This window comes from Microbacterium testaceum (assembly GCF_029761935.1).
Classification (GTDB): Bacteria; Actinomycetota; Actinomycetes; order Actinomycetales; family Microbacteriaceae; genus Microbacterium; species Microbacterium testaceum_A.
This window is the reverse complement of the sequence record NZ_CP121699.1, coordinates 1,270,600-1,289,343: the sequence shown is the minus strand read 5'-3', so window position 1 is coordinate 1,289,343 and position 18,744 is coordinate 1,270,600. Positions and strand designations below refer to the sequence as shown.

The window sequence follows — 18,744 nt, the reverse complement described above, 5'->3', positions numbered from 1 at the left end:
CGACGCCCCCGGTCCTCGGACCGGGGGCGTCGTCGTGCGGGGCGAGCCGTGGAAAGCGGGCTCAGCCGTCGAAGATGTCGCCCAGCAGCGAGCCGATGACGAGGCCGCCGAGCATGCCGCCGACCATGTTGCCGCCGCCCATTCCGCCCCCGCGACCGTACCCGCCGCCGCGGTTGTCTCCGCCCCAGTCGTTCGGGCGGGACTGCTCGATGTCGCGCTGAGCGATCTGCAAGGCCTCGGATGCCAGCGACCCGGCGCGCCGCGCGGTCGCGAGAGCCGTCTCGCGCTGGTCCTCGGGCACGGGACCGAGCGGCAGACCCGCGCGGAGGCGTTCGGCCTCGACGAAGCGGGTGCGCGCGTCGGCACCGATCCATCCGCGGTGACCGGTGATGAGGCCGCGGGCGACGGCGATCTGCCGGTCGGCGTCGTCGATCGCGTGCTCCACCTGATCCTGCGAGGGGACGGGGCGGGCGGCACGCTCGCGCGCGAGGTCGAGATCGGCGTTGGCCTGGCGCAGCGACGACAGCGCGTGGAAGGGATCGCTGCGCGATCCCGAGGCGGGGAGCGCGGTCAAGGCCTGCTGCAGCGTGGCCATGGCCTGGACGACGGCCGGCGTCTGCGCGCCGAGGCGCGCTTCGATCAGGTCGTTGCGGGAGTCGTCGACCACGGCGGCGAGAGTCGACTCGGCGCGGAGAGCTTCGATCTCGAAGGTGTCCACGGCATCCAGGAGCGATTCCGCCCGACGAACGGCCTCGGTGGCCGCCTCGAGGGCGACCGACGCCTGCTCGCGCTGGCCCGCTTCGCGGCGGCGCTCCGAGACGGCCGCGGTGTGCACGGCGAAGTCGAGCAACTGCTCGATCTCTTCGGGGTTGCCGCCGATCTGTGCCAGGGCCGAATCGCTGTAGCGGCGGGACAGCCGGTCGACGACCTCGCGGGCGTTCGGGATGCGCTCGGCGAGCCGGTCGCGATCCGCGCGCACCCGCGCCAGGGTCTCGGGGGCGCGGCGCACGGCGTCGATCTTGGGCTGGAGCACCTGGGTGCGCTCTTCGAGCAGGTCTTCGGCCCACTGCGACAGCTGGATGATGCGGGCGTTGCGCGTGCGAAGTTCTTCTTTGGTGTCGGGGATCTCGTCGTGGTTCAGCTGGTGCAGCTGGAACGCCTCGGCGAGGTGGGTGCGCACGGAGTCGAGGGCCGCCGCGAGGTCTTCGGTCGCCTTGTCGCCGAGTTCGGCGCGCGCGAAATCGAGTTCGTCCGACGTCAGGCGCACGCGCTCGTCGGCCGCGACGATCGCGAGCTCCGCTCGGCGTGCCAGATCGGCATCCGCCGCGTCCTGCTCTTCGCGCTTCCTCTTGCCCCAGAAACCGGCCATGGGTCGATCCTAGGCGTCGGGTTCGGCGGCGTCGCCGTGTGTTCGCTGCGGGCGCGCACTCCTCTTTCGGATTGCGGCCTCCTCGCAGGTCACGAACGGGTAACACGGATAACATGGGCGATGTATGCCTGTTCGCAGGCCGGCGTCCACGCGGGCGCCGCACCCGACAGATGGAGATGCTCCGTGGCCAATCCGCTCGAGAAACTGCTGCGCGCCGGCGAGGGCCGCATCCTGCGCCGACTGCAGGGCGTCGTGAAAGCGACCGGAGCGCTCGAAGAGGACTACGAGCAGCTCACCGACGACGAGCTGCGCAACGAGACCGTCGAGCTGCGCGCGCGTTACGACGCCGGTGAGACGCTCGACCAGCTCATGCCCGAGGCCTTCGCCGCCGTTCGCGAGGCGGCCAAGCGCACGCTCGGCCAGCGTCCCTACGACGTGCAGATCATGGGTGGGGCAGCCCTCCACCTCGGCAACATCGCCGAGATGAAGACCGGTGAGGGCAAGACGCTGACCGCGGCGCTTCCCGCGTACCTCAACGCGATCGCCGGCCAGGGCGTGCACGTCATCACGGTCAACGACTTCCTCGCGAGCTACCAGTCCGAGCTCATGGGTCGCGTCTACCGCGCACTCGGCATGACCACGGGAACGGTCGTCGCGGGACAGACCCCCGAGGTGCGCCGCGAGCAGTACGAGGCCGACATCAGCTACGGCACGAACAACGAGTTCGGATTCGACTACCTGCGCGACAACATGGCTTGGCGCAAAGAAGACCTCGTGCAGCGCGGTCACTTCTACGCCATCGTCGACGAGGTCGACTCGATCCTCATCGACGAGGCCCGCACCCCGCTGATCATCTCGGGCCCGGCATCCGGCGAAGCCAACCGCTGGTTCGCGGAGTTCGCCAAGCTCGCCCGCACGCTCGAGGCCGGCGTCGACTACGAGGTCGACGAGAAGAAGCGCACGATCGGCGTACTCGAGCCCGGTATCGAGAAGGTCGAGGACTACCTCGGCATCGACAACCTGTACGAATCGGCCAACACCCCGCTGATCTCGTTCCTGAACAACTCGATCAAGGCGATCGCGCTGTTCAAGCGCGACACCGACTACGTCGTGATGAACGACGAGGTCATGATCGTCGACGAGCACACCGGCCGCATCCTCGTGGGTCGTCGCTACAACGAGGGCATCCACCAGGCGATCGAGGCCAAGGAGGGCGTGCCGGTCAAGGCCGAGAACCAGACCCTCGCGACCGTCACCCTGCAGAACTACTTCCGTCTGTACGACAAGCTCGCCGGCATGACCGGTACCGCCGAGACCGAGGCGGCCGAGTTCATGTCGACCTACAAGCTCGGCGTGGTTCCCATCCCCACGAACAAGCCGATGATCCGCAAGGACCAGTCCGACCTCGTCTACAAGAACGAGACGGCCAAGTTCGCGCAGGTCGTCGAAGACATCGTCGAGCGCCACGAGAAGGGCCAGCCGGTCCTCGTGGGCACCACGAGCGTCGAGAAGAGCGAGTACCTCTCGCGGCTTCTGGCGAAGAAGGGCGTGCGTCACGAGGTCCTCAACGCCAAGAATCACGCGCGCGAGGCCGAGATCGTCGCGCGCGCAGGTCGCCTGGGCGCCGTCACCGTCGCCACCAACATGGCCGGTCGCGGAACCGACATCATGCTCGGCGGAAACGCCGAGTTCCTCGCCGTGCAGGAGATGAAGGCGAAGAACCTCGACCCGGTCGAGACCCCCGAGGCCTACGAGTCCGAGTGGGACACCGTTTACCAGAGCGTGCGCGACACCGTGGCCGAAGAGGCCGCGAAGGTGGTCGAGGCCGGTGGCCTGTACGTGCTGGGCACCGAGCGTCACGAGTCGCGTCGCATCGACAACCAGCTGCGCGGTCGTTCGGGCCGTCAGGGCGACCCCGGCGAGAGCCGCTTCTACCTCTCGCTCACCGACGACCTCATGCGTCTGTTCCAGTCGGGCGCGGCCGAGGCGATCCTCGCGCGCACGAACTTCCCCGACGACGTCGCGATCGAGTCGGGCCTCGTCTCGCGCGCGATCAAGAGCGCCCAGTCGCAGGTCGAGGCGCGCAACGCCGAGATGCGCAAAAACGTGCTGAAGTACGACGACGTGCTGAACCGTCAGCGCGAGGCGATCTACGCCGACCGTCGTCACATGCTCCAGGGCGACGACATCGCCGATCGCGTGCAGCACTTCATCGAGGACGCGATCACCGCCGTCATCGACGACCACACCGGCTCGGGTCACACCGAGTCGTGGGACTTCGACGCCCTGTGGACCGAGCTGAAGACCATGTACCCCGTGAGCGTCACGATCGACGAGGTCGTGGCCGAGGCGGGTGGCAACAAGGGTCGCATCACGCCCGAGGGACTCAAGCGAGAGATCATCTCCGACGCCCGCATCGCGTACGAGAACCGCGAGAAGGCCCTCGGCGAGCAGGCGCTGCGCGAGCTCGAGCGACGCGTCGTGCTGCAGGTCCTCGACCGCCGCTGGCGCGAGCACCTCTACGAGATGGACTACCTCAAGGACGGCATCGGCCTGCGCGCCATGGCCCAGCGCGACCCGCTCATCGAGTACCAGCGCGAGGGCTACCAGATGTTCCAGTCGATGATGGGCCAGATCAAAGAGGAGTCGGTCGGCTTCCTCTACAACCTCGAGGTCGAGGTGCGCAAGGTCGAGGGTGACGAGGCTCAGGTCGAGGCCAAGGGCCTCGCCCCGACGCCGGTCGAGACCCAGCGCCTCGAGTACTCCGCGGCCAACGACGCCGGCGAGGTCGAGGTCCGCAACGACCGTGGTCAGGTGCAGCAGGCCGCCACCAACCGCCTCCGTCAGGCCGAGCAGCAGACAGAGCCCGCGGCCGAGCAGGCTCCCGCCGCCCGCGGAGCCTTCGGGCAGCGGGTGGCCCCGAGCGACGAGCCCGCCGCGAGCAACCGCGCCGATCGTCGCGCCGCCAAGAAGAAGTGATCGCACGACGGATGCCGCGCCCCGAGGTCGGGGGCGCGGCATCCGTCGTTCCCGGGTACGTCGTCCGGCCGCCGGTCGGGGGAGTCGCCCGACCGAGGGGTCCACGCGGTGTCGATTGGCCGCGACGGCCCGGGGATATCCTGAACCGATGAGCCCGCTGCGCCCCCTCGACCAGTCATCCAAGCTGAAGGACGTCCTGTACGAGATCCGCGGGGAGGCCCTCGTCGAGGCCGATCGACTCGAGGCCGAGGGGCACTCGATCCTCAAGCTCAACACGGGCAACCCGGCGATCTTCGGATTCGAGGCGCCGCACCAGATCGTGCGCGACATGATCGCCTCTGTTCCCAACGCCCACGGCTACAGCGACAGCCGCGGCATCCTGTCCGCTCGTCGCGCGGTCGTCTCGCGGTACGAGCAGGAGCCCGACTTCCCCCACCTCGACCCCGATCACGTCTTCTTGGGCAACGGTGTGTCCGAGCTCATCACGATGACGATGCAGGCGCTCCTCGACGAGGGCGACGAGGTGCTCATCCCCGCCCCCGACTACCCGCTGTGGACGGCGATGACGAGCCTGGGCGGCGGGACGCCCGTGCACTACCTGTGCGACGAGCAGCGCGAGTGGCAGCCCGACCTCGAGGACATCCGCTCCAAGGTCACGCCCCGCACCAAGGCGATCGTCGTCATCAATCCGAACAACCCCACGGGCGCGGTGTACTCGCGCGAGATCCTCGAGGGCATCGCCGAGATCGCCCGGGAGCACTCGCTTCTGCTGCTGGCCGACGAGATCTACGACCGGATCCTGTTCGACGACGCCGTGCACATCCCGATGGCCACGGTCGCCCCCGACCTGCTCTGCCTCACCTTCAACGGCCTTTCGAAGACCTACCGGGTGGCGGGATACCGCTCCGGCTGGCTCGCGATCACCGGACCCAAGGAGCACGCGCAGGGATTCCTGCACGGCATCAACCTTCTGGCATCCACTCGTCTGTGCCCGAACGTGCCGGCGCAGTTCGCGGTGCAGGCGGCGTTGTCGGGGGTGCAGTCGATCGACGCGCTCATCGCCCCGACCGGTCGTCTTCACGAGCAGAGGGATGCCGCGTGGCAGGGCCTCGAGGCCATTCCGGGCGTCTCGTGCGTCATGCCGCGGGGGGCGCTCTACGCCTTCCCGCGCTTCGATCCCGACGTGTACGAGATCCCGGATGACGCGCAGTTCGTCCGCGACTTCCTTCTGGCCGAGCACGTGCTGCTGGTCCAGGGGTCGGGTTTCAACTGGCCCGCGACCGATCACGTGCGCATCGTCACGCTCCCCGAGGCCCGCGTCATCACCGACGCGATCGAGCGTCTCGGAAATTTCCTGGCGTCCTGGCGTCCCTGACCTCGGGCGGGCGCGGACCTCTTCCGCACGGTCGCAGGCGAGCGGGCGAGAAGAGGTCGGCGACTTCGCCGGTCGGCGCGGTCTCGTCGGGCGGTCGCCGGCTTACAGCAGGTGGAGCGCCGTGATGCGCCACCGTCGCTCGATCGTCTCGAGCCGGAGGGCGATGGCGCGGGTGCGCAGACGACCCGAGACGATGACGGTCGCTTCGAGGGCACCTTCCCGAGGTGAGAAGAGGCGGATGCCGCGGACATGGTGGACGGCGCGGTACATCTGAACGCCTCGCGCACTCCGGGCGCGGGCGGCGAGGCTCGTTCGCACGAGGAGCGCACGGTAGACCTCTTCGGACATCCACCGTGCCAACTGCTCCGGGTCACGGACGCCGGCGACCACCTCGAGGACACCGCGGACCATGTTGCCGACGAAGACCTCGATGGCGGGGAGGCCGTCAGCGGCGTGCTCCGGACCCGGATTGCTCACTGGACGGGCGTTCTGCTGGGCACGCCGCGAAGGTTCGCGTCGCCGTGCTGATTCGGGCATGGGTCCTCTGTCTGTGCGTCGTACGTTCGGCGAGTCGGGGTGAGGCCGACAGTAGGACAGTCATCGCACGGGCCATGGAGTTTTCGCGGTGTCTGTGGAGGGCTTTCGACGGGGTGAGGTTGAGGAGGAGCCGCGGTCATTCTTCTCGTCGCCGCGTCGACTGTTCCGCACCGCGGCTCTTTCCCCCAGCTCCACGGACCTCGTCGCCCACGGGTCGCTCGAGAGGGACGCTCTCCGCGTCAAGTCGGGCTGCTCGCTGGCGGACGCGTGAACGCCTTCGGGATCGGCGTCCCGGCGCGGAGGGGCCCCGACCTCGAGGTCGCGGCGCGCATCGTCGGGCGCTGGCGCGACCACCCGGACGGGATCGCTTCCGGGCGATTGTGCGACGTTCGTCGTCACGGTAAATCGTCCGCGGGGTGAGTGCCTCTCCGTCTCGGCCTCACCACGTCCACCATTGTGCGGACGTAGCGACCTCACCCTGCGCACCGCCCGGGCCTGCGGGGCAGGAGAGCTCGAGGGGACGGGTGGGTTTCTCTCGCCCGCGCCTTAACCTGCCGACGCATTCGAGGCGGTCGAACTTCACCCGCACCCTCACCGAGCGCCGGCCGGACGCCTCGTGCGGATGCCCGCGTCGGAGGCTCCCCCTAGGGTGGAGGGGTGTCGACACTCAGTGAACTCGTCTACGCCCAGGGCCGCTCCAGCGAGGCGGACGTCGAGTGGCTGCACCGGCTCGCGGGCGACGGGCAGTTGCTCGCCGACCTCGCGTTCGCCGACATCGTCATCTGGGTCCCCACTCCCGACGACTCGTTCGTCGCCGTCGCCCACACGCGGCCCGGGGGAGCGGCGACGCTCTTCTACCGCGACATCGTCGGCGACCGCGTCCGTCCGCAGTGGCGTACCCAGGTGCGAGAGGCCTTCCAGAGCGGTCGCATCGTCGACTCGGCATCCCCCGATTGGTTCGAAGAGACGCCCACGCGCGTGCGCGCGGTGCCGATCGTGCGCGAGCTCTCGCGCGAGGGCCACGCGGTGACGACGGTGGGCGTGCTGACCCGCCACACCAATCTCGGCGAGACGCGGACCCCCTCGCGGCAACAGATCACCTTCAACGACTGCGCCGACGACGTCTTCGGCATGATCGCCTCGGCCGAGTTCCCCGACCTCTCGGCCCCGACCGCCCCCCGGCGCGGGGCTCCCCGCGCCTCCGACGGACTCATCCGTCTCGACGTGGACGGCATCACCACCTTCGCGAGCCCGAACGCGCTCTCGGCGTTCAACCGCATGGGCTTCGACGACGAGCTCGAGGGTGAGTCTCTCGCCGAGGTGACCGCGCGCATCCTCCCGGCCAAGCGCCAGGACGTCGACGAGTCCCTTCCCGTCGTCGTGAGCGGACGCGCTCCCTGGCGTGCCGACATGGAGGCGCGCGGCGTGCAGGTTTCTCTCCGCACGATCCCGCTGCGCGACCGCGGCACGCGCATCGGCGCGATCGTGCTGAGTCGCGACGTGACCGAGATCCGCCACCAGGAGCAGGAGCTCATCACCAAGGACGCGACGATTCGCGAGATCCACCACCGCGTCAAGAACAACCTGCAGACGGTCGCCTCGCTGCTGCGCATCCAGGCGCGCCGCACCCATTCCGACGAGGCGCGCGACGCGCTCACCCAGGCCATGCGCCGCGTGTCGGCGATCGCCGTGGTGCACGACACCCTTTCGGAGGGACTCGCCCAGAACGTCGACTTCGACGACGTCTTCGCGCGCGTGCTCAAGCTCGTCGCCGAGGTCGCCGCGGCCCCCAACACACGGGCGCGCACGCGCACCACGGGCAAGTTCGGCACGCTCCCCAGTCAGTTCGCCACCCCGCTGGCCCTCGCGCTCACGGAGCTCGTCACCAACGCGGTCGAGCACGGGCTCGCCGGGCAGGAGGGCGATGTCGAGATCGCGGCGGAGCGGAGCGGCGAGATGCTCGAGGTCAGCGTGCGCGACACGGGAGTGGGCCTGCCCGAGGGTCAGGTGGGCCGCGGGCTCGGTACGCAGATCGTCCGCACCCTCATCCAGGGCGAGCTCGGCGGCACGATCGACTGGCACACCCTGATGGGTAGCGGCACCGAGGTCACCATCGAGATCCCGCTGCGCTACATCGGCGGTTCCGCAGCCTGACGCGGCACCGCCCCGCGGCATCCCTCGATCCGGACGGCGTGTCGACTCGGCTCCCTACCGCGTCGCGCGCGCGGCGCGGGGTCTCGAAGGTTCGGGGTGTCGTGGGGCGCGGGGAGCGCTCAGGCGGGAGCCAGGGCCCCGAACGCGCGAAAGCCCGCCCCGAGGGGCGGGCTTCGGCGCGGCGACGGACGTTAGGAGGCGCGGCGGGCGCGAGCGGCGCGGCGCTTGAGCGCGCGACGCTCGTCTTCGCTCAGACCACCCCAGACGCCCGAGTCCTGGCCGGACTCGAGGGCGTACTGCAGGCAGACCTCGGTGACGGTGCAGCGAGCGCAGACCGACTTGGCCTTCTCGATCTGGTCGACCGCGGGGCCGGTGTTGCCGACCGGGAAGAACAGTTCGGGGTCGACGGTGAGGCAGGCTGCTTTGTCGCGCCAATCCATGGGGGTGCTCCTTGTAACAGAAAATTGGTCGATTCGGCACCGGGATTCGGGTCCGGTACCCTGGTGGGAACGCGAGCGATTGCTCGCCCCACTTCGCTGTGGGAGCACACGGCTTGTTCCATGCTCCCATAGCGATTCCGCCTGATCAAGAGGTAACCGCGAGGTTTCCAGATCGTAACGGCGCGGATGCGCCCGCCGGGAAGGCCATCCGGATGTCGATTCGTCTCGCTGCCGCGGTCCTGCTCGGACTCGAAAGCCTCGGCATCCTGGCGCTCGCGGGCTGGCAGACGGTCGCCCTCGTCGGCGGCGACACCGACTCGGTGGTGAGCTCGGTCGCCCTCATCGTCCTCACCGTGATCGGTGCGGCTATCGTCGGTGCCTTCGGCGTCGCCACGGCCCGCGATGTCTCGGCCGGTCGATCCGGAGGGATCGTCACGCAACTGCTCATCCTCTCGGTCGCCATCGGCGCGGTGACGGGGGAGTGGGCGTCTCCGGCGATCGCCGTGCTCATCGCGGTGCCGGCCGTCGTCGGTCTCGTGCTGCTCGCGCTGGCGGTGCGCGCGGCGGCGCCGCGACGTCGCGACGACGACTGAGTCACGGCGCAGACGCGAAGACCCCGCCGACCGCTCATGCGGGGCGGGGTCGCGGCATTCGCGGATCAGGCGACGGCGAGACCGAGGGTCTTGCGCAGACGCGCCACGTGGCCGGTGGCCTTGACGTTGTACATCGCCTCGACGATCTTGCCCTCCTCGTCGACGACGAAGGTCGAGCGGAGTACGCCCGTGACCGTCTTGCCGTAGTTCTGCTTCTCGCCCCACGCGCCGTAGGCCTCGTGCACGGCGTGGTCGGCGTCGCTGAGCAGCGGGAAGGTCAGACCGTCGCTGTCACGGAAAGCGCGCAGCTTCTCGGGGGTGTCGCGCGAGATCCCGAGCACCGTGTACCCGGCGCCCTGGAGAGAGGCGAGGCTGTCGCGGAAGTCGCACGCCTGCGTGGTGCATCCCGGCGTCTGAGCCGCGGGGTAGAAGTAGAGGATCACGCGGCGACCGCGGAAGTCGCCCAGCGAAACGGGGTGTTCGTCCTGGTCGATGAGGGTGAAGTCGGGGGCGATGTCGCCCTTTACGAGGTTCGTCACCCCTCCAGCCTAGAACGCTCGATGCCCTGGAACGTCGTCAGCAGGCGCTGCAGGGAGTCCAATCGGGCGGCGGCCCCGGGGCCGAGGCGGCCGGACTCGACGGCCTCGACGATGGCGCAGTCGGGGGCGTCGGGCAGGTGCGTGCAGCCGCGCGGGCACTCCTCGGCCACCTCGGCCAGATCCGTGAACGCGCCGAGGACGTGCGCGGGGTCGACGTGTCCGAGACCGAACGACCGCACGCCGGGGGTGTCGATGACCCAGCCCGAGCCGGCGCGTCCGCGATACCGCAGCGACACCGCGGACGAGGAGGTGTGACGCCCCCGCCCGGTGACGGTGTTCACATGACCGATCGCGCGCTCCGATCCCGTGAGGGCGTTCACCAGCGTCGACTTCCCCACGCCCGAGTGCCCCACGAACACCGTCGAATGGCCGACGAGAGCCTCGCCGATCTCGTCGAGGGGCATCTGCCCCTGCGCGCTGGTGAACACGCGCAGGTCGAGACCGACGAAGTGCGCGAGGAACTCCGTCGGATCGGCCAGGTCGGTCTTGGTGACGACGAGCAGGGGACGGATGCCGGCATCCAGCGCCGCCACGAGGTAGCGGTCGACGAGGCGGGCGCGGGGTTCGGGGTCGGCCGCGGCGACCACGACGAGCATCTGGTCGGCATTGGCCACGATCACGCGCTCGACCTGGTCGGTGTCGTCGGCGCTGCGGCGCAGCAGAGACGTGCGCTCCTCGAGACCGATGATGCGCCCGAGGGTGCCTTCGTCGCCCGTGAGGTCGCCGACGACGCGGGCGCGGTCGCCGTTGACGATGGGCTGCTTGCGGAGCTCGCGCGCGCGAGTGGCCAGCACGCGACGTTCCTCGGGGCCGTCCTCGTCGACGAGGACCGTGTAGCGGCCGCGGTCGACACCGAGCACGCGGGCGATCTGCGCGTCGGCGTGGGCGGGACGCCGTTTCGTCCGCGGCCTGTTCGCCTTGGGATTGGGGCGGACGCGGATGGACGACTCGTCGTAGCGGAGGTCGTCCTCGTCGTCGTCGGCGTCGTCGAGCCAGCTCACGGTCGCTGCTCGCTCACACGCGGGGAGCGCGCAGCATCGCCTGCCACAGCGCCGCGAACTGGGGGAGGGTCTTGGCGGTGGTTCCGATGTCGTCGATCCGCACGCCGGGAACACGCAGACCGATCAGGGCGCCGGTGGTGGCGAGACGGTGGTCGTGGTGGGCCTTCCACTCGCCGCCGACGAGAGGCCGCGGCACGATGCGGATGCCGTCGTCGAGCTCGTGGGCCTCGCCGCCGAGCGAGCGGAGGTTTCCGACGAGGGCGCTGATGCGATCGGTCTCATGACCGCGGATGTGCCCGATCCCGTGGAGCGTGGTGGGGCCGTCGGCGAACGCCGCCAGGCCGAATAAAGTCGGCGCCAGCTCGCCCGCCGCGGACAGGTCGAGATCGACACCCAGGATGCCGTCGTCTCCGGCGGCCACGGTGAGGGCGCCGCCGCGACGGCTGACGCGGGCTCCCATCTCGGCGAGGATGTCGACGAGCAGAGCGCCCGGCTGAGTGCTGTGCAACGGCCAGCCCGTGACGGTGACGGAGCCGCCCGTGACCATCGCCGCGGCGAGGAACGGCGAGGCGTTGGAGAGATCGGGTTCGATCGCCACGTCCTTCGCGCGCACGGGGCCGGCCGGCACGATCCACTCGCCGGGAGCGGGGCGTTCGACGTGCACGGCGCGGTGGGCGAGGGCTTCGACGGTCATGTCGATGTGCGGGATGCTGGGCAGGCGCGAGCCGACGTGACGCAGGTGAAGCCCCACGTCGAAGCGTGCGGCCGCGAGCAGCAGCCCCGAGACGAACTGGCTCGACTGACTCGCATCGATCTCGACTTCGCCGCCGCGCACGTGTCCGTGCCCGCGCACCGAGAACGGCAGGGCCCAGTGGCCACCGTCGTCGATGTCGACACCGACGTCGCGCAGGGCGTGGATCATGGCGCCCATCGGACGGTGCAGCGCGCTCTCGTGGGCGGTGACGTGCACGTCGCCACGGGCGAAGCCCGCCACGGGGGCGATGAACCGCATGACGGTTCCGGCCTGGCCGCAGTCGATCGTGCCGTCGCCCAAGAACGAGGACGGAGGGGTCACCAGCAGGTCGGGGCCGAACGGCGAGCCGGTGTCGACCTCGTCGATCCCGACGCCGAGGACGCGCAACGCGTCGACCATGCGCGCGGAATCGTCGGAGTGCAGCGGTCCGTGCAGCGTGCCGGGGCCGTCGGCGATCGCGGCGAGGATCAGTTCGCGATTGGTCAGCGACTTCGAACCCGGCACGGTGACCGTGGCATCCAGGGGGCCGTCGGACACGGGCGCGTCCCACTCACCGCGGGGAGTGGCGGCGGAAGGGGAATACCCGAGGGGAGTCATCGGTTCCTAGCCTACTGAAAGGGGACGACACGTGACCGCACTTCTCGAACGCGACCGCCTGCCGGAGGCCATCCCGGTGGTCGCCGACACGCTCGACGTAGACTGGCGCGCGATGAACGACACCGCAGACGCCGGCCCGCAGGCGGAGCCCCGCGCACAGTTCGAAGAGCAGGCGCTGCCCTTCATGGATCAGCTGTACGCCGCAGCGATGCGCATGACGCGCAACCCGGCCGACGCCGCCGATCTCGTGCAAGAGACCTTCGTGAAGGCCTTCGGCTCGTGGGCGACGTTCACGCAGGGCACCAATCTGAAGGCGTGGCTCTACCGCATCCTGACGAACACGTACATCAACACGTATCGCAAGAAGCAGCGCGAGCCCTACCAGAGCGCGATCGACGATCTCGAGGACTGGCAGCTCGGCGGAGCCGAATCGACCACCGCGAGCAGCGCCCGTTCGGCCGAGGCCGAAGCGATCGACCACATGCCGGCATCCGTCGTGAAGGACGCGTTGCAGTCGATCCCCGAAGATTTCCGGATGGCGGTGTACCTCGCCGACGTCGAGGGCTTCGCCTACCAGGAGATCGCCGACATCATGAAGACTCCGATCGGTACGGTCATGAGCCGTCTGCACCGCGGCCGGCGGCTGCTGCGCGACCTGCTGTCGGACTACGCCAAGGAGCGCGGCATTCAGGCCGCGACGGGAGAGAAGAAATGAGCGACTGCGGCTGCGACAAGGCGCGACGCGACCTTGAGGAGTACCTCCGCAACGAGGTCTGCAAGACCCAGCAGAAGGACATCCGGGAGCACCTCGAGAACTGCCCCGGATGCCAGGACGAGGCCCTCGTGGCACGGACGCTGACCGAGGTGGTCGCGCGCGCGTGCAAAGAGACGGCGCCCGACGAACTCCGCGACCAGGTGCTCTCGCGCCTGCGCGCCATCCAGGCCACCCACTGACGTCGCGGGCGTCCGCTCGCCGCGTGTCGGAGGTGATCCCTAGGCTGGGGTCATGGCATCCCTCGACACTCTGACGCTGCCCCTCGACCCGACCTCCGCCGCCGACCTCGCCGCCTCCGGGCTCGAATACGAGCGGGTGGATGCCGACGGCGACGGGTTCCGTCCGTTCCAGCGGGCGGTCGCCCGGGGTTTCCTGGGCGCGGAGTCGACCGACGACGAGGCCGAGAACGCGCGCAAGACCCTGCGGACCCGCCGTCTGACGGCGGTCTACGACCGTCGGGGCGTCGAGCCCGCGGTGCCGGTCGGCACGATCGACTCGTGGGCCTCCGAGCTGACGACCTCGCCGGGGCGCGTCGCCCCGCTGTGGTCCATCAGCGCCGTCACGGTGGCCGCGACGCACCGTCGCCGGGGGATCGCGCGCGCGATGATCGGCGGTGAACTGCGGACGGCGGCCGCGGCCGGCTTCGCCATCGCGGGCCTCACCGTCACCGAGGCGACGATCTACGGGCGCTGGGGTTTCTCGCCCGCCGCGTGGGCCTCCGATGTGCAGATCAACACGGGCCGCGCCCGCTGGACGGGCCCGACGGCACCCGGGCGGCTCGACTTCGTGCCGCGCGAGGCGGTCGTGGAGCGTGTGGCAGCCGTCCACGAGCGAGTGCGCGTCCAGCGCCCCGGGTCGGTACCCGGGTGGGACGGGCGCTGGCGCGGGATCGCGGGTCTCGCGCCCGGCGACAAGTCGGGCGAGAGGGTCCGCGCGGTCGCCTATCGTGGCGCGGACGGCGACGAGACGGGCATCCTCGTCTACACGATCGACGAGCGCGACGACTTCTCGGCGCACGAGCTCGAGGTTCGTGCCCTGTTCGCCGTCGACACCGAGGCGTCCGCGGCCCTCTGGCGATTCGCGATCGAGCACGACCTCGTCGGTCGGGTGAAAGCGTGGCTGCAGCCCGCCGTGCCGCCGGTGCAGTGGATGGTCGCCGACCGTCGCGCCGTGACGGCGACCCTCACCGACCACCATTGGCTGCGCATCCTCGATGTGCCCGGGGCCCTGGGCTCGCGGCGGTACGCGGGAGCACTCGACGTGGTGCTCCGCGTGGCCGACCCGCTCGACTTCGCCGCGGGAACGTGGCGTCTGCGCGTCGACGCGGACGGAGAAGCCGTCGTCACCCGGACGGACGAAAGCGAGGCGTCGGAGGTCGAGCTGACGGTCGGTGCCCTGAGCTCGCTCCTGCTCGGCGGGGTGCGCTCGACGGAGCTCGCCCACGCGGGACTCGTGCGAGCAGGGGCCGACGTCCTCGCCTCCGTCGATCGGGCTTTCACCCCCGAGGCGAGTCCGCTGCTCGACATCTGGTACTGACGCCTTCTCATAGGAATTGGCAATACGCTTTCGCCGATGTCCGAATCCGCCGCTCCTCCGGTCGCCGACCGACCGCCGTCGCGCCTGACGAGGGTGGGCGCGTCGCTGCGTCGCTACCTGTCGCACAACCCGGTGGCGATCGTCGTCGCGGTGATCGTCGTGGCGTCCGCCGCGGCGACCGGGTCGCTGTGGGGCGACGACGCGCTGGTCTGGGGAGCAGGGCCGTTGGCCACGTTCGCCAGCGGCCGCTGGTGGACCCTGCTGACCGCACTCGTCGTGCCGGATTCGACGATCGACGCGTTCTCGTCGGTGCTGCTCGCTCTGACCGCGCTCGCGTACGTCGAACGTCTGGTCGGATCGCGGCGCACGAGCCTGTTCCTCGCCACCATCGGGCTCAGTGGATTGCTCGTGGGCATCGGCCTGCACGCCGCCGCCTGGACGATCACCGACCTCCGCCCCGTCGTCGCGGCCGAGGTCCCCGTGCTCGACCCGACCACGGCGATCACCGGGGCCGTCATGGCCGGATCGGCCTTCGCGCCGACGCTCTGGCGTCGTCGTCTGCGTCTGGTCGGCTTCGCCCTGTTGGCCCTCTTCGCGCTCTACGCGGGTGACGCCGACTCCTGGTACCGCCTGTCGGCGGCGGTCATCGGACTCTTCGTCGGGGCTCTGCTCGCGCGGGGTAGGGAGCGCCGGTCGTGGCACCGCAGTTCGACGCGCGAGACGCGGACCCTCCTCGCCCTGCTGGTCGCGGTCGTGGGCAGCGGGCCGATCGTCGCGCTCGTCAGCGGCGGGGGCCGCGGGCCGCTCTCGCTCGTGGTGGACGCCTACATGCAATACGACGACGAACTGCTCGCGCAGTGCGGCAGAGTCGCTTCGTCGGTCTGCGACGAGCAGATCGGCCTCCTCATGACCCGGGGCGCGGGCCCCGCCCTCCTCGCGATCGTGCCTCTCGTGCTGCTCCTGGTCGCCGCGTGGGGGCTGCGGCAGGGGAGGCGCTCGGCCTGGATCGTCGCGGAGTTCGTGCTCGTGGCATCCGCCGTCCTGCCCGTCATCTCCCTACTGGACGGGCGCCTGCGCATCGACCCGTGGGTCGACGGCAGCGGCGCGGAGTACGTGCTCTGGGCGATCGCGACGATCGTGATCCCCCTCGCGCTGGCCGCCGCCCTGGTCGTCGCCCGCGCGCGCTTCTCGGTGCGCGCCACCCCGCGCGCGGCGCGGACCGTCGCCGTGGTGGTCACCCTCGCCTTCGTCGTGTGCGCGACGACGCTGTTCGTCGTCGAGGCGATCGGGCACCGCGCCTTCGACCGGGAGGTGTCCGTCCTCGATCTGCTCGGATTGACGCTTCGACGGTTCCTTCCCCCGTCCTTCACCCATCCGGGCGGGTCCATGGCGTTCCCGCACAGCGGGCCCGCTCTGTTTGCGTACCAGTGGATCGGCGTGCTCTTCTGGGCCATCGTCGTCGCCGCGATCCTGTGGCTCTATCGGCGCTCGCGGCGGCCCGCCGCGGTCGACGACAGCCACTACCGCGATCTGCTGCGACGCGGGAGCGATACCCTCGGCTTCCTCGGCACCTGGGCCGGGAACAGCCACTGGTACTCCGACGACCGGGAGTGCGCCGTCGCCTACCGGTTGAGCGGCGACGTGGCACTGGCGGTCGGCGACCCCCTCGCCCCCGAGGGGCGGCGCCCGGAGGCGCTGAGGGGCTTCACCGATTACTGCGTCGAGCACGGGTGGACCCCGGCGTTCTACAGCATTCACTCCGACACCCTCGACGATCTGGTCGACCTGGGGTGGAGACACGTCCCCGTCGGGGTCGAGACGGTCATGGACCTCCCGGGCCTGACCTTCGCCGGCAAGAGCTGGCAGAAAGTGCGTCAGCCCCTCACCCGGGCCGAACGCGAGGGATACACGGCCGTGTGGTCGCGGTGGCACGAACTGAGCGTCGGTCAGGCCTCGCAGGTGATCGCCATCGACGAGGAGTGGGTCGCCGACCGCGCCCTGCCCGAAATGGGCTTCACGCTGGGGTCCCTCGACGAACTCCGCGACCGCGACGTGCGGCTGCTGTTGGCGGTCGGCCCCGACGATCGCATCGAGGCGGTCACCAGCTGGATGCCGTCGTGGACGGCGGGCGAGGTCTCGGGGTGGACGTTGGACTTCATGCGGCGGCGCACGGACGGCCCCAACGGCATGATGGAGTTCCTCATCGCCAAGGCCGCCCTCGAGCTGCAAGAAGAAGGGGCCACGGTGTTGAGCCTGTCGGGTGCGCCTCTCGCCGACGACCCGGACGAAGCCGTGGACGGCGACCCCGCGCCTCTCCGGGCACTCCTGCGCTGGCTCGCCGAGGTCCTCGAGCCGGCGTACGGTTTCGCGTCGCTCTTCCGCTTCAAGGGCAAGTTCCGGCCCCGGTACCGCCCGCTCTCGCTCGCCTACCGTGATCCGCTGCAGCTTCCCGCCATCGGGGCCGCGGTCGGACGCGCCTATCTGCCCGACGCCTCACGCCGCGAGATCGTCGCGCTGGCCCGAACCGCCTGGGAGGGACGCCGGTGAACAAGTTCATCCTGTCGTTCGAACTGATCGACAGCCCCATGCTGCTCATCAGCGGCATCATCGCGGCTCTCGGCGTGATCGCCGTCGTGGTGTGGCGCCCGCGTCGGATCGTGAGCACGCTCGTGATCGGGATCGCTGCCGGCGTCGTGATGTTCGTGGTCGCGAAGGTCCTCGAGGCGATGAACACCTTCCAGGGTCCGTTGCCCGGCGCGGCCATCTGGTGGGCATCAGGATCAATGCTCGCCGTCGCGATCGGCATCGTCGGGATCTTCCGCGCCCCGTGGCCGCGTCGCGTCCTCGGCGTCGTCGCCGTGATCGCCTCCCTGCTGGCGGGGGTCCTCGGCGTGAACACCTCGTACGGGGTCACCCACAACCTCGCCGCGATCCTCGGCGTCCAAGCCCTCGATCCGGCCTCTCTGCCGCAGCAGGACGCCGTCGCCGAAGATCCCGCCACGCTGTACCAGACGTGGGAGCCGCCGGCCGACATGCCGGCAAAGGGATCGGTCAGCGCTCTGACGGGGAGCACGAAGATCCCCACCGGGCAGTACGCCGCGCGCGACGCGTCGCTCTACCTGCCCCCCGCGGCCCAGGTCGCCAAGCCTCCCGCTCTCCCTCTACTGGTGTTCATGATGGGCCAGCCCGGCTCCCCCGACCCGACGGCGCTGGCCAAGGAGCTCGACGCCTTCGCCGGGAAGAACAAGGGACTCGCGCCCATCGCGATCGTTGTCGACCAGCTGACCGCACCGGATCGCGATCCGACGTGCGTCGACTCCGCTAAATACGGCGCCGTCGCGACCTACATCAATCAGCTCGTGCCGCAGTGGGCCGAGAAGAACCTCAACATCACCACCGACCACAAGTACTGGACCATCGGCGGGTTCTCCAACGGCGGCTCGTGCGCCGCGCTGTACGGGGCCAAGTACCCCGGCACGTGGGGGCAGATGCTCGACGTGATGGGCAATGAGTTCCCGGGGTCGGAGCACGTCGATCAGACGGTCAAGGACGTGTACAGCGGAGATGCCGGGGCCTTCCAGGCGAACAAGCCGTCGGTGGTCATGGCGGCCGCGGCGCCCGGGACGTTCAGCGGCCACACGGCGATCTTCACGTGGGGGAGCGAAGACAAGACCTACGGCCCGGGGCAGCTCGCGAACTCGAAGGCGGCGGAGGCCGCGGGATTCACGGTGCAGACGCACATCGTCGAGGGAGCCGGGCACACCGGCGAGGCTCTCGACGGCAGTCTGGCCTGGGCGATCCCGGCCTTGGCGCCCACGCTGGGGCTGGCTGCGCCGGCATCCTGAGGCCACCGCCGGAAGACAGCGTGAGCCGCGTTCGCCCGGAAGGGGATCGCGGACCCGGCTGGGCGACGCGGTAGGCCCGATCCGCGGGCGCGGGGAGCGCCGGGCGCGGGGCGCGGGGAGCGCGAGACTGCACCTCGCTGACAACGGGGCCGCAGGATGACGCCGCCTCGTCGGCGAGATGCAGTTTCGG

General features: G+C 70.2%; 15 protein-coding genes. 9 read left to right on the top strand and 6 right to left on the bottom strand.

Annotation, left to right across the window (positions count from 1 at the left end; genetic code table 11):
• Positions 1 to 61 precede the first annotated feature (61 nt).
• A complete protein-coding gene (locus QBE02_RS06380; protein WP_279367568.1) occupies positions 62 to 1,369 on the bottom strand; it encodes a hypothetical protein in 1,308 nt (435 codons plus the stop codon).
• Positions 1,370 to 1,552: 183 nt separating this feature from the next.
• Between QBE02_RS06380 and secA the strand changes: the two genes are divergently transcribed.
• Together secA and QBE02_RS06370 are read left to right on the top strand one after the other, a co-directional pair.
• Complete coding sequence (secA, locus tag QBE02_RS06375; protein WP_279367567.1) at positions 1,553 to 4,348, top strand: preprotein translocase subunit SecA; 2,796 nt, start codon at positions 1,553 to 1,555, stop codon at positions 4,346 to 4,348.
• 148 nt (positions 4,349 to 4,496) lie between these two features.
• The gene (locus QBE02_RS06370) at positions 4,497 to 5,723 is read left to right on the top strand and encodes a pyridoxal phosphate-dependent aminotransferase (RefSeq protein ID WP_279367566.1); all 1,227 of its coding nucleotides are present in this window, start codon (positions 4,497 to 4,499) and stop codon (positions 5,721 to 5,723) included.
• A 102-nt stretch (positions 5,724 to 5,825) separates the two neighbouring features.
• Here QBE02_RS06370 and QBE02_RS06365 read toward each other — a convergent pair whose 3' ends face one another.
• On the bottom strand, positions 5,826 to 6,200 hold the full coding sequence (locus QBE02_RS06365) for an Rv3235 family protein (protein ID WP_268103502.1): 375 nt from the start codon (positions 6,198 to 6,200) through the stop codon (positions 5,826 to 5,828).
• Positions 6,201 to 6,917: 717 nt separating this feature from the next.
• On the opposite strand from QBE02_RS06365, the gene QBE02_RS06360 reads away from it, so the two are divergent.
• Positions 6,918 to 8,414, top strand: a complete 1,497-nt coding sequence (locus QBE02_RS06360; protein ID WP_115915631.1) for a sensor histidine kinase — start codon at positions 6,918 to 6,920, stop codon at positions 8,412 to 8,414.
• Positions 8,415 to 8,605: 191 nt separating this feature from the next.
• On the opposite strand, the gene QBE02_RS06355 is transcribed toward QBE02_RS06360, so the two are convergent.
• Positions 8,606 to 8,854, bottom strand: coding sequence for a WhiB family transcriptional regulator (locus QBE02_RS06355; RefSeq protein WP_013583608.1), 249 nt, complete (start codon positions 8,852 to 8,854; stop codon positions 8,606 to 8,608).
• A 212-nt stretch (positions 8,855 to 9,066) separates the two neighbouring features.
• On the opposite strand from QBE02_RS06355, the gene QBE02_RS06350 reads away from it, so the two are divergent.
• The gene (locus QBE02_RS06350) at positions 9,067 to 9,447 is read left to right on the top strand and encodes a histidine kinase (protein WP_279367565.1); all 381 of its coding nucleotides are present in this window, start codon (positions 9,067 to 9,069) and stop codon (positions 9,445 to 9,447) included.
• Between the two features lie 65 nt (positions 9,448 to 9,512).
• Here the strand turns inward: QBE02_RS06350 and bcp are convergent, their stop codons facing one another.
• Genes bcp through aroA form a run of 3 tightly spaced genes read right to left on the bottom strand, consistent with a single transcriptional unit; the run spans position 9,513 to position 12,398 of the window.
• The gene (bcp, locus tag QBE02_RS06345) at positions 9,513 to 9,986 is read right to left on the bottom strand and encodes a thioredoxin-dependent thiol peroxidase (protein WP_279367563.1); all 474 of its coding nucleotides are present in this window, start codon (positions 9,984 to 9,986) and stop codon (positions 9,513 to 9,515) included.
• Positions 9,983 to 11,047, bottom strand: coding sequence for a ribosome small subunit-dependent GTPase A (gene rsgA / locus QBE02_RS06340; protein ID WP_279367562.1), 1,065 nt, complete (start codon positions 11,045 to 11,047; stop codon positions 9,983 to 9,985). The genes bcp and rsgA overlap by 4 nt, the downstream gene beginning before the upstream one ends.
• Positions 11,048 to 11,060: 13 nt before the next feature.
• Positions 11,061 to 12,398 carry a 3-phosphoshikimate 1-carboxyvinyltransferase gene (gene aroA / locus QBE02_RS06335; protein WP_279367561.1) on the bottom strand — a complete coding sequence of 446 codons (1,338 nt, stop codon included), beginning with the start codon at positions 12,396 to 12,398 and terminating at the stop codon, positions 11,061 to 11,063.
• A 112-nt stretch (positions 12,399 to 12,510) separates the two neighbouring features.
• On the opposite strand from aroA, the gene QBE02_RS06330 reads away from it, so the two are divergent.
• The 5 genes from QBE02_RS06330 to QBE02_RS06310 are packed head-to-tail and all read left to right on the top strand — an operon-like array spanning position 12,511 to position 18,554.
• Complete coding sequence (locus QBE02_RS06330) at positions 12,511 to 13,113, top strand: sigma-70 family RNA polymerase sigma factor (RefSeq protein WP_056228410.1); 603 nt, start codon at positions 12,511 to 12,513, stop codon at positions 13,111 to 13,113.
• The gene (locus QBE02_RS06325) at positions 13,110 to 13,352 is read left to right on the top strand and encodes a zf-HC2 domain-containing protein (protein WP_056226914.1); all 243 of its coding nucleotides are present in this window, start codon (positions 13,110 to 13,112) and stop codon (positions 13,350 to 13,352) included. The genes QBE02_RS06330 and QBE02_RS06325 overlap by 4 nt, the downstream gene beginning before the upstream one ends.
• Positions 13,353 to 13,404: 52 nt before the next feature.
• Complete coding sequence (locus QBE02_RS06320; RefSeq protein ID WP_279367560.1) at positions 13,405 to 14,709, top strand: GNAT family N-acetyltransferase; 1,305 nt, start codon at positions 13,405 to 13,407, stop codon at positions 14,707 to 14,709.
• Positions 14,710 to 14,745: 36 nt separating this feature from the next.
• Positions 14,746 to 17,256, top strand: coding sequence for a bifunctional lysylphosphatidylglycerol flippase/synthetase MprF (locus QBE02_RS06315; RefSeq protein ID WP_279367559.1), 2,511 nt, complete (start codon positions 14,746 to 14,748; stop codon positions 17,254 to 17,256).
• Complete coding sequence (locus QBE02_RS06310) at positions 17,253 to 18,554, top strand: alpha/beta hydrolase (protein WP_279367558.1); 1,302 nt, start codon at positions 17,253 to 17,255, stop codon at positions 18,552 to 18,554. Before QBE02_RS06315 ends, QBE02_RS06310 begins: the two co-directional genes overlap by 4 nt.
• The last annotated feature ends 190 nt before the right edge of the window (positions 18,555 to 18,744 follow it).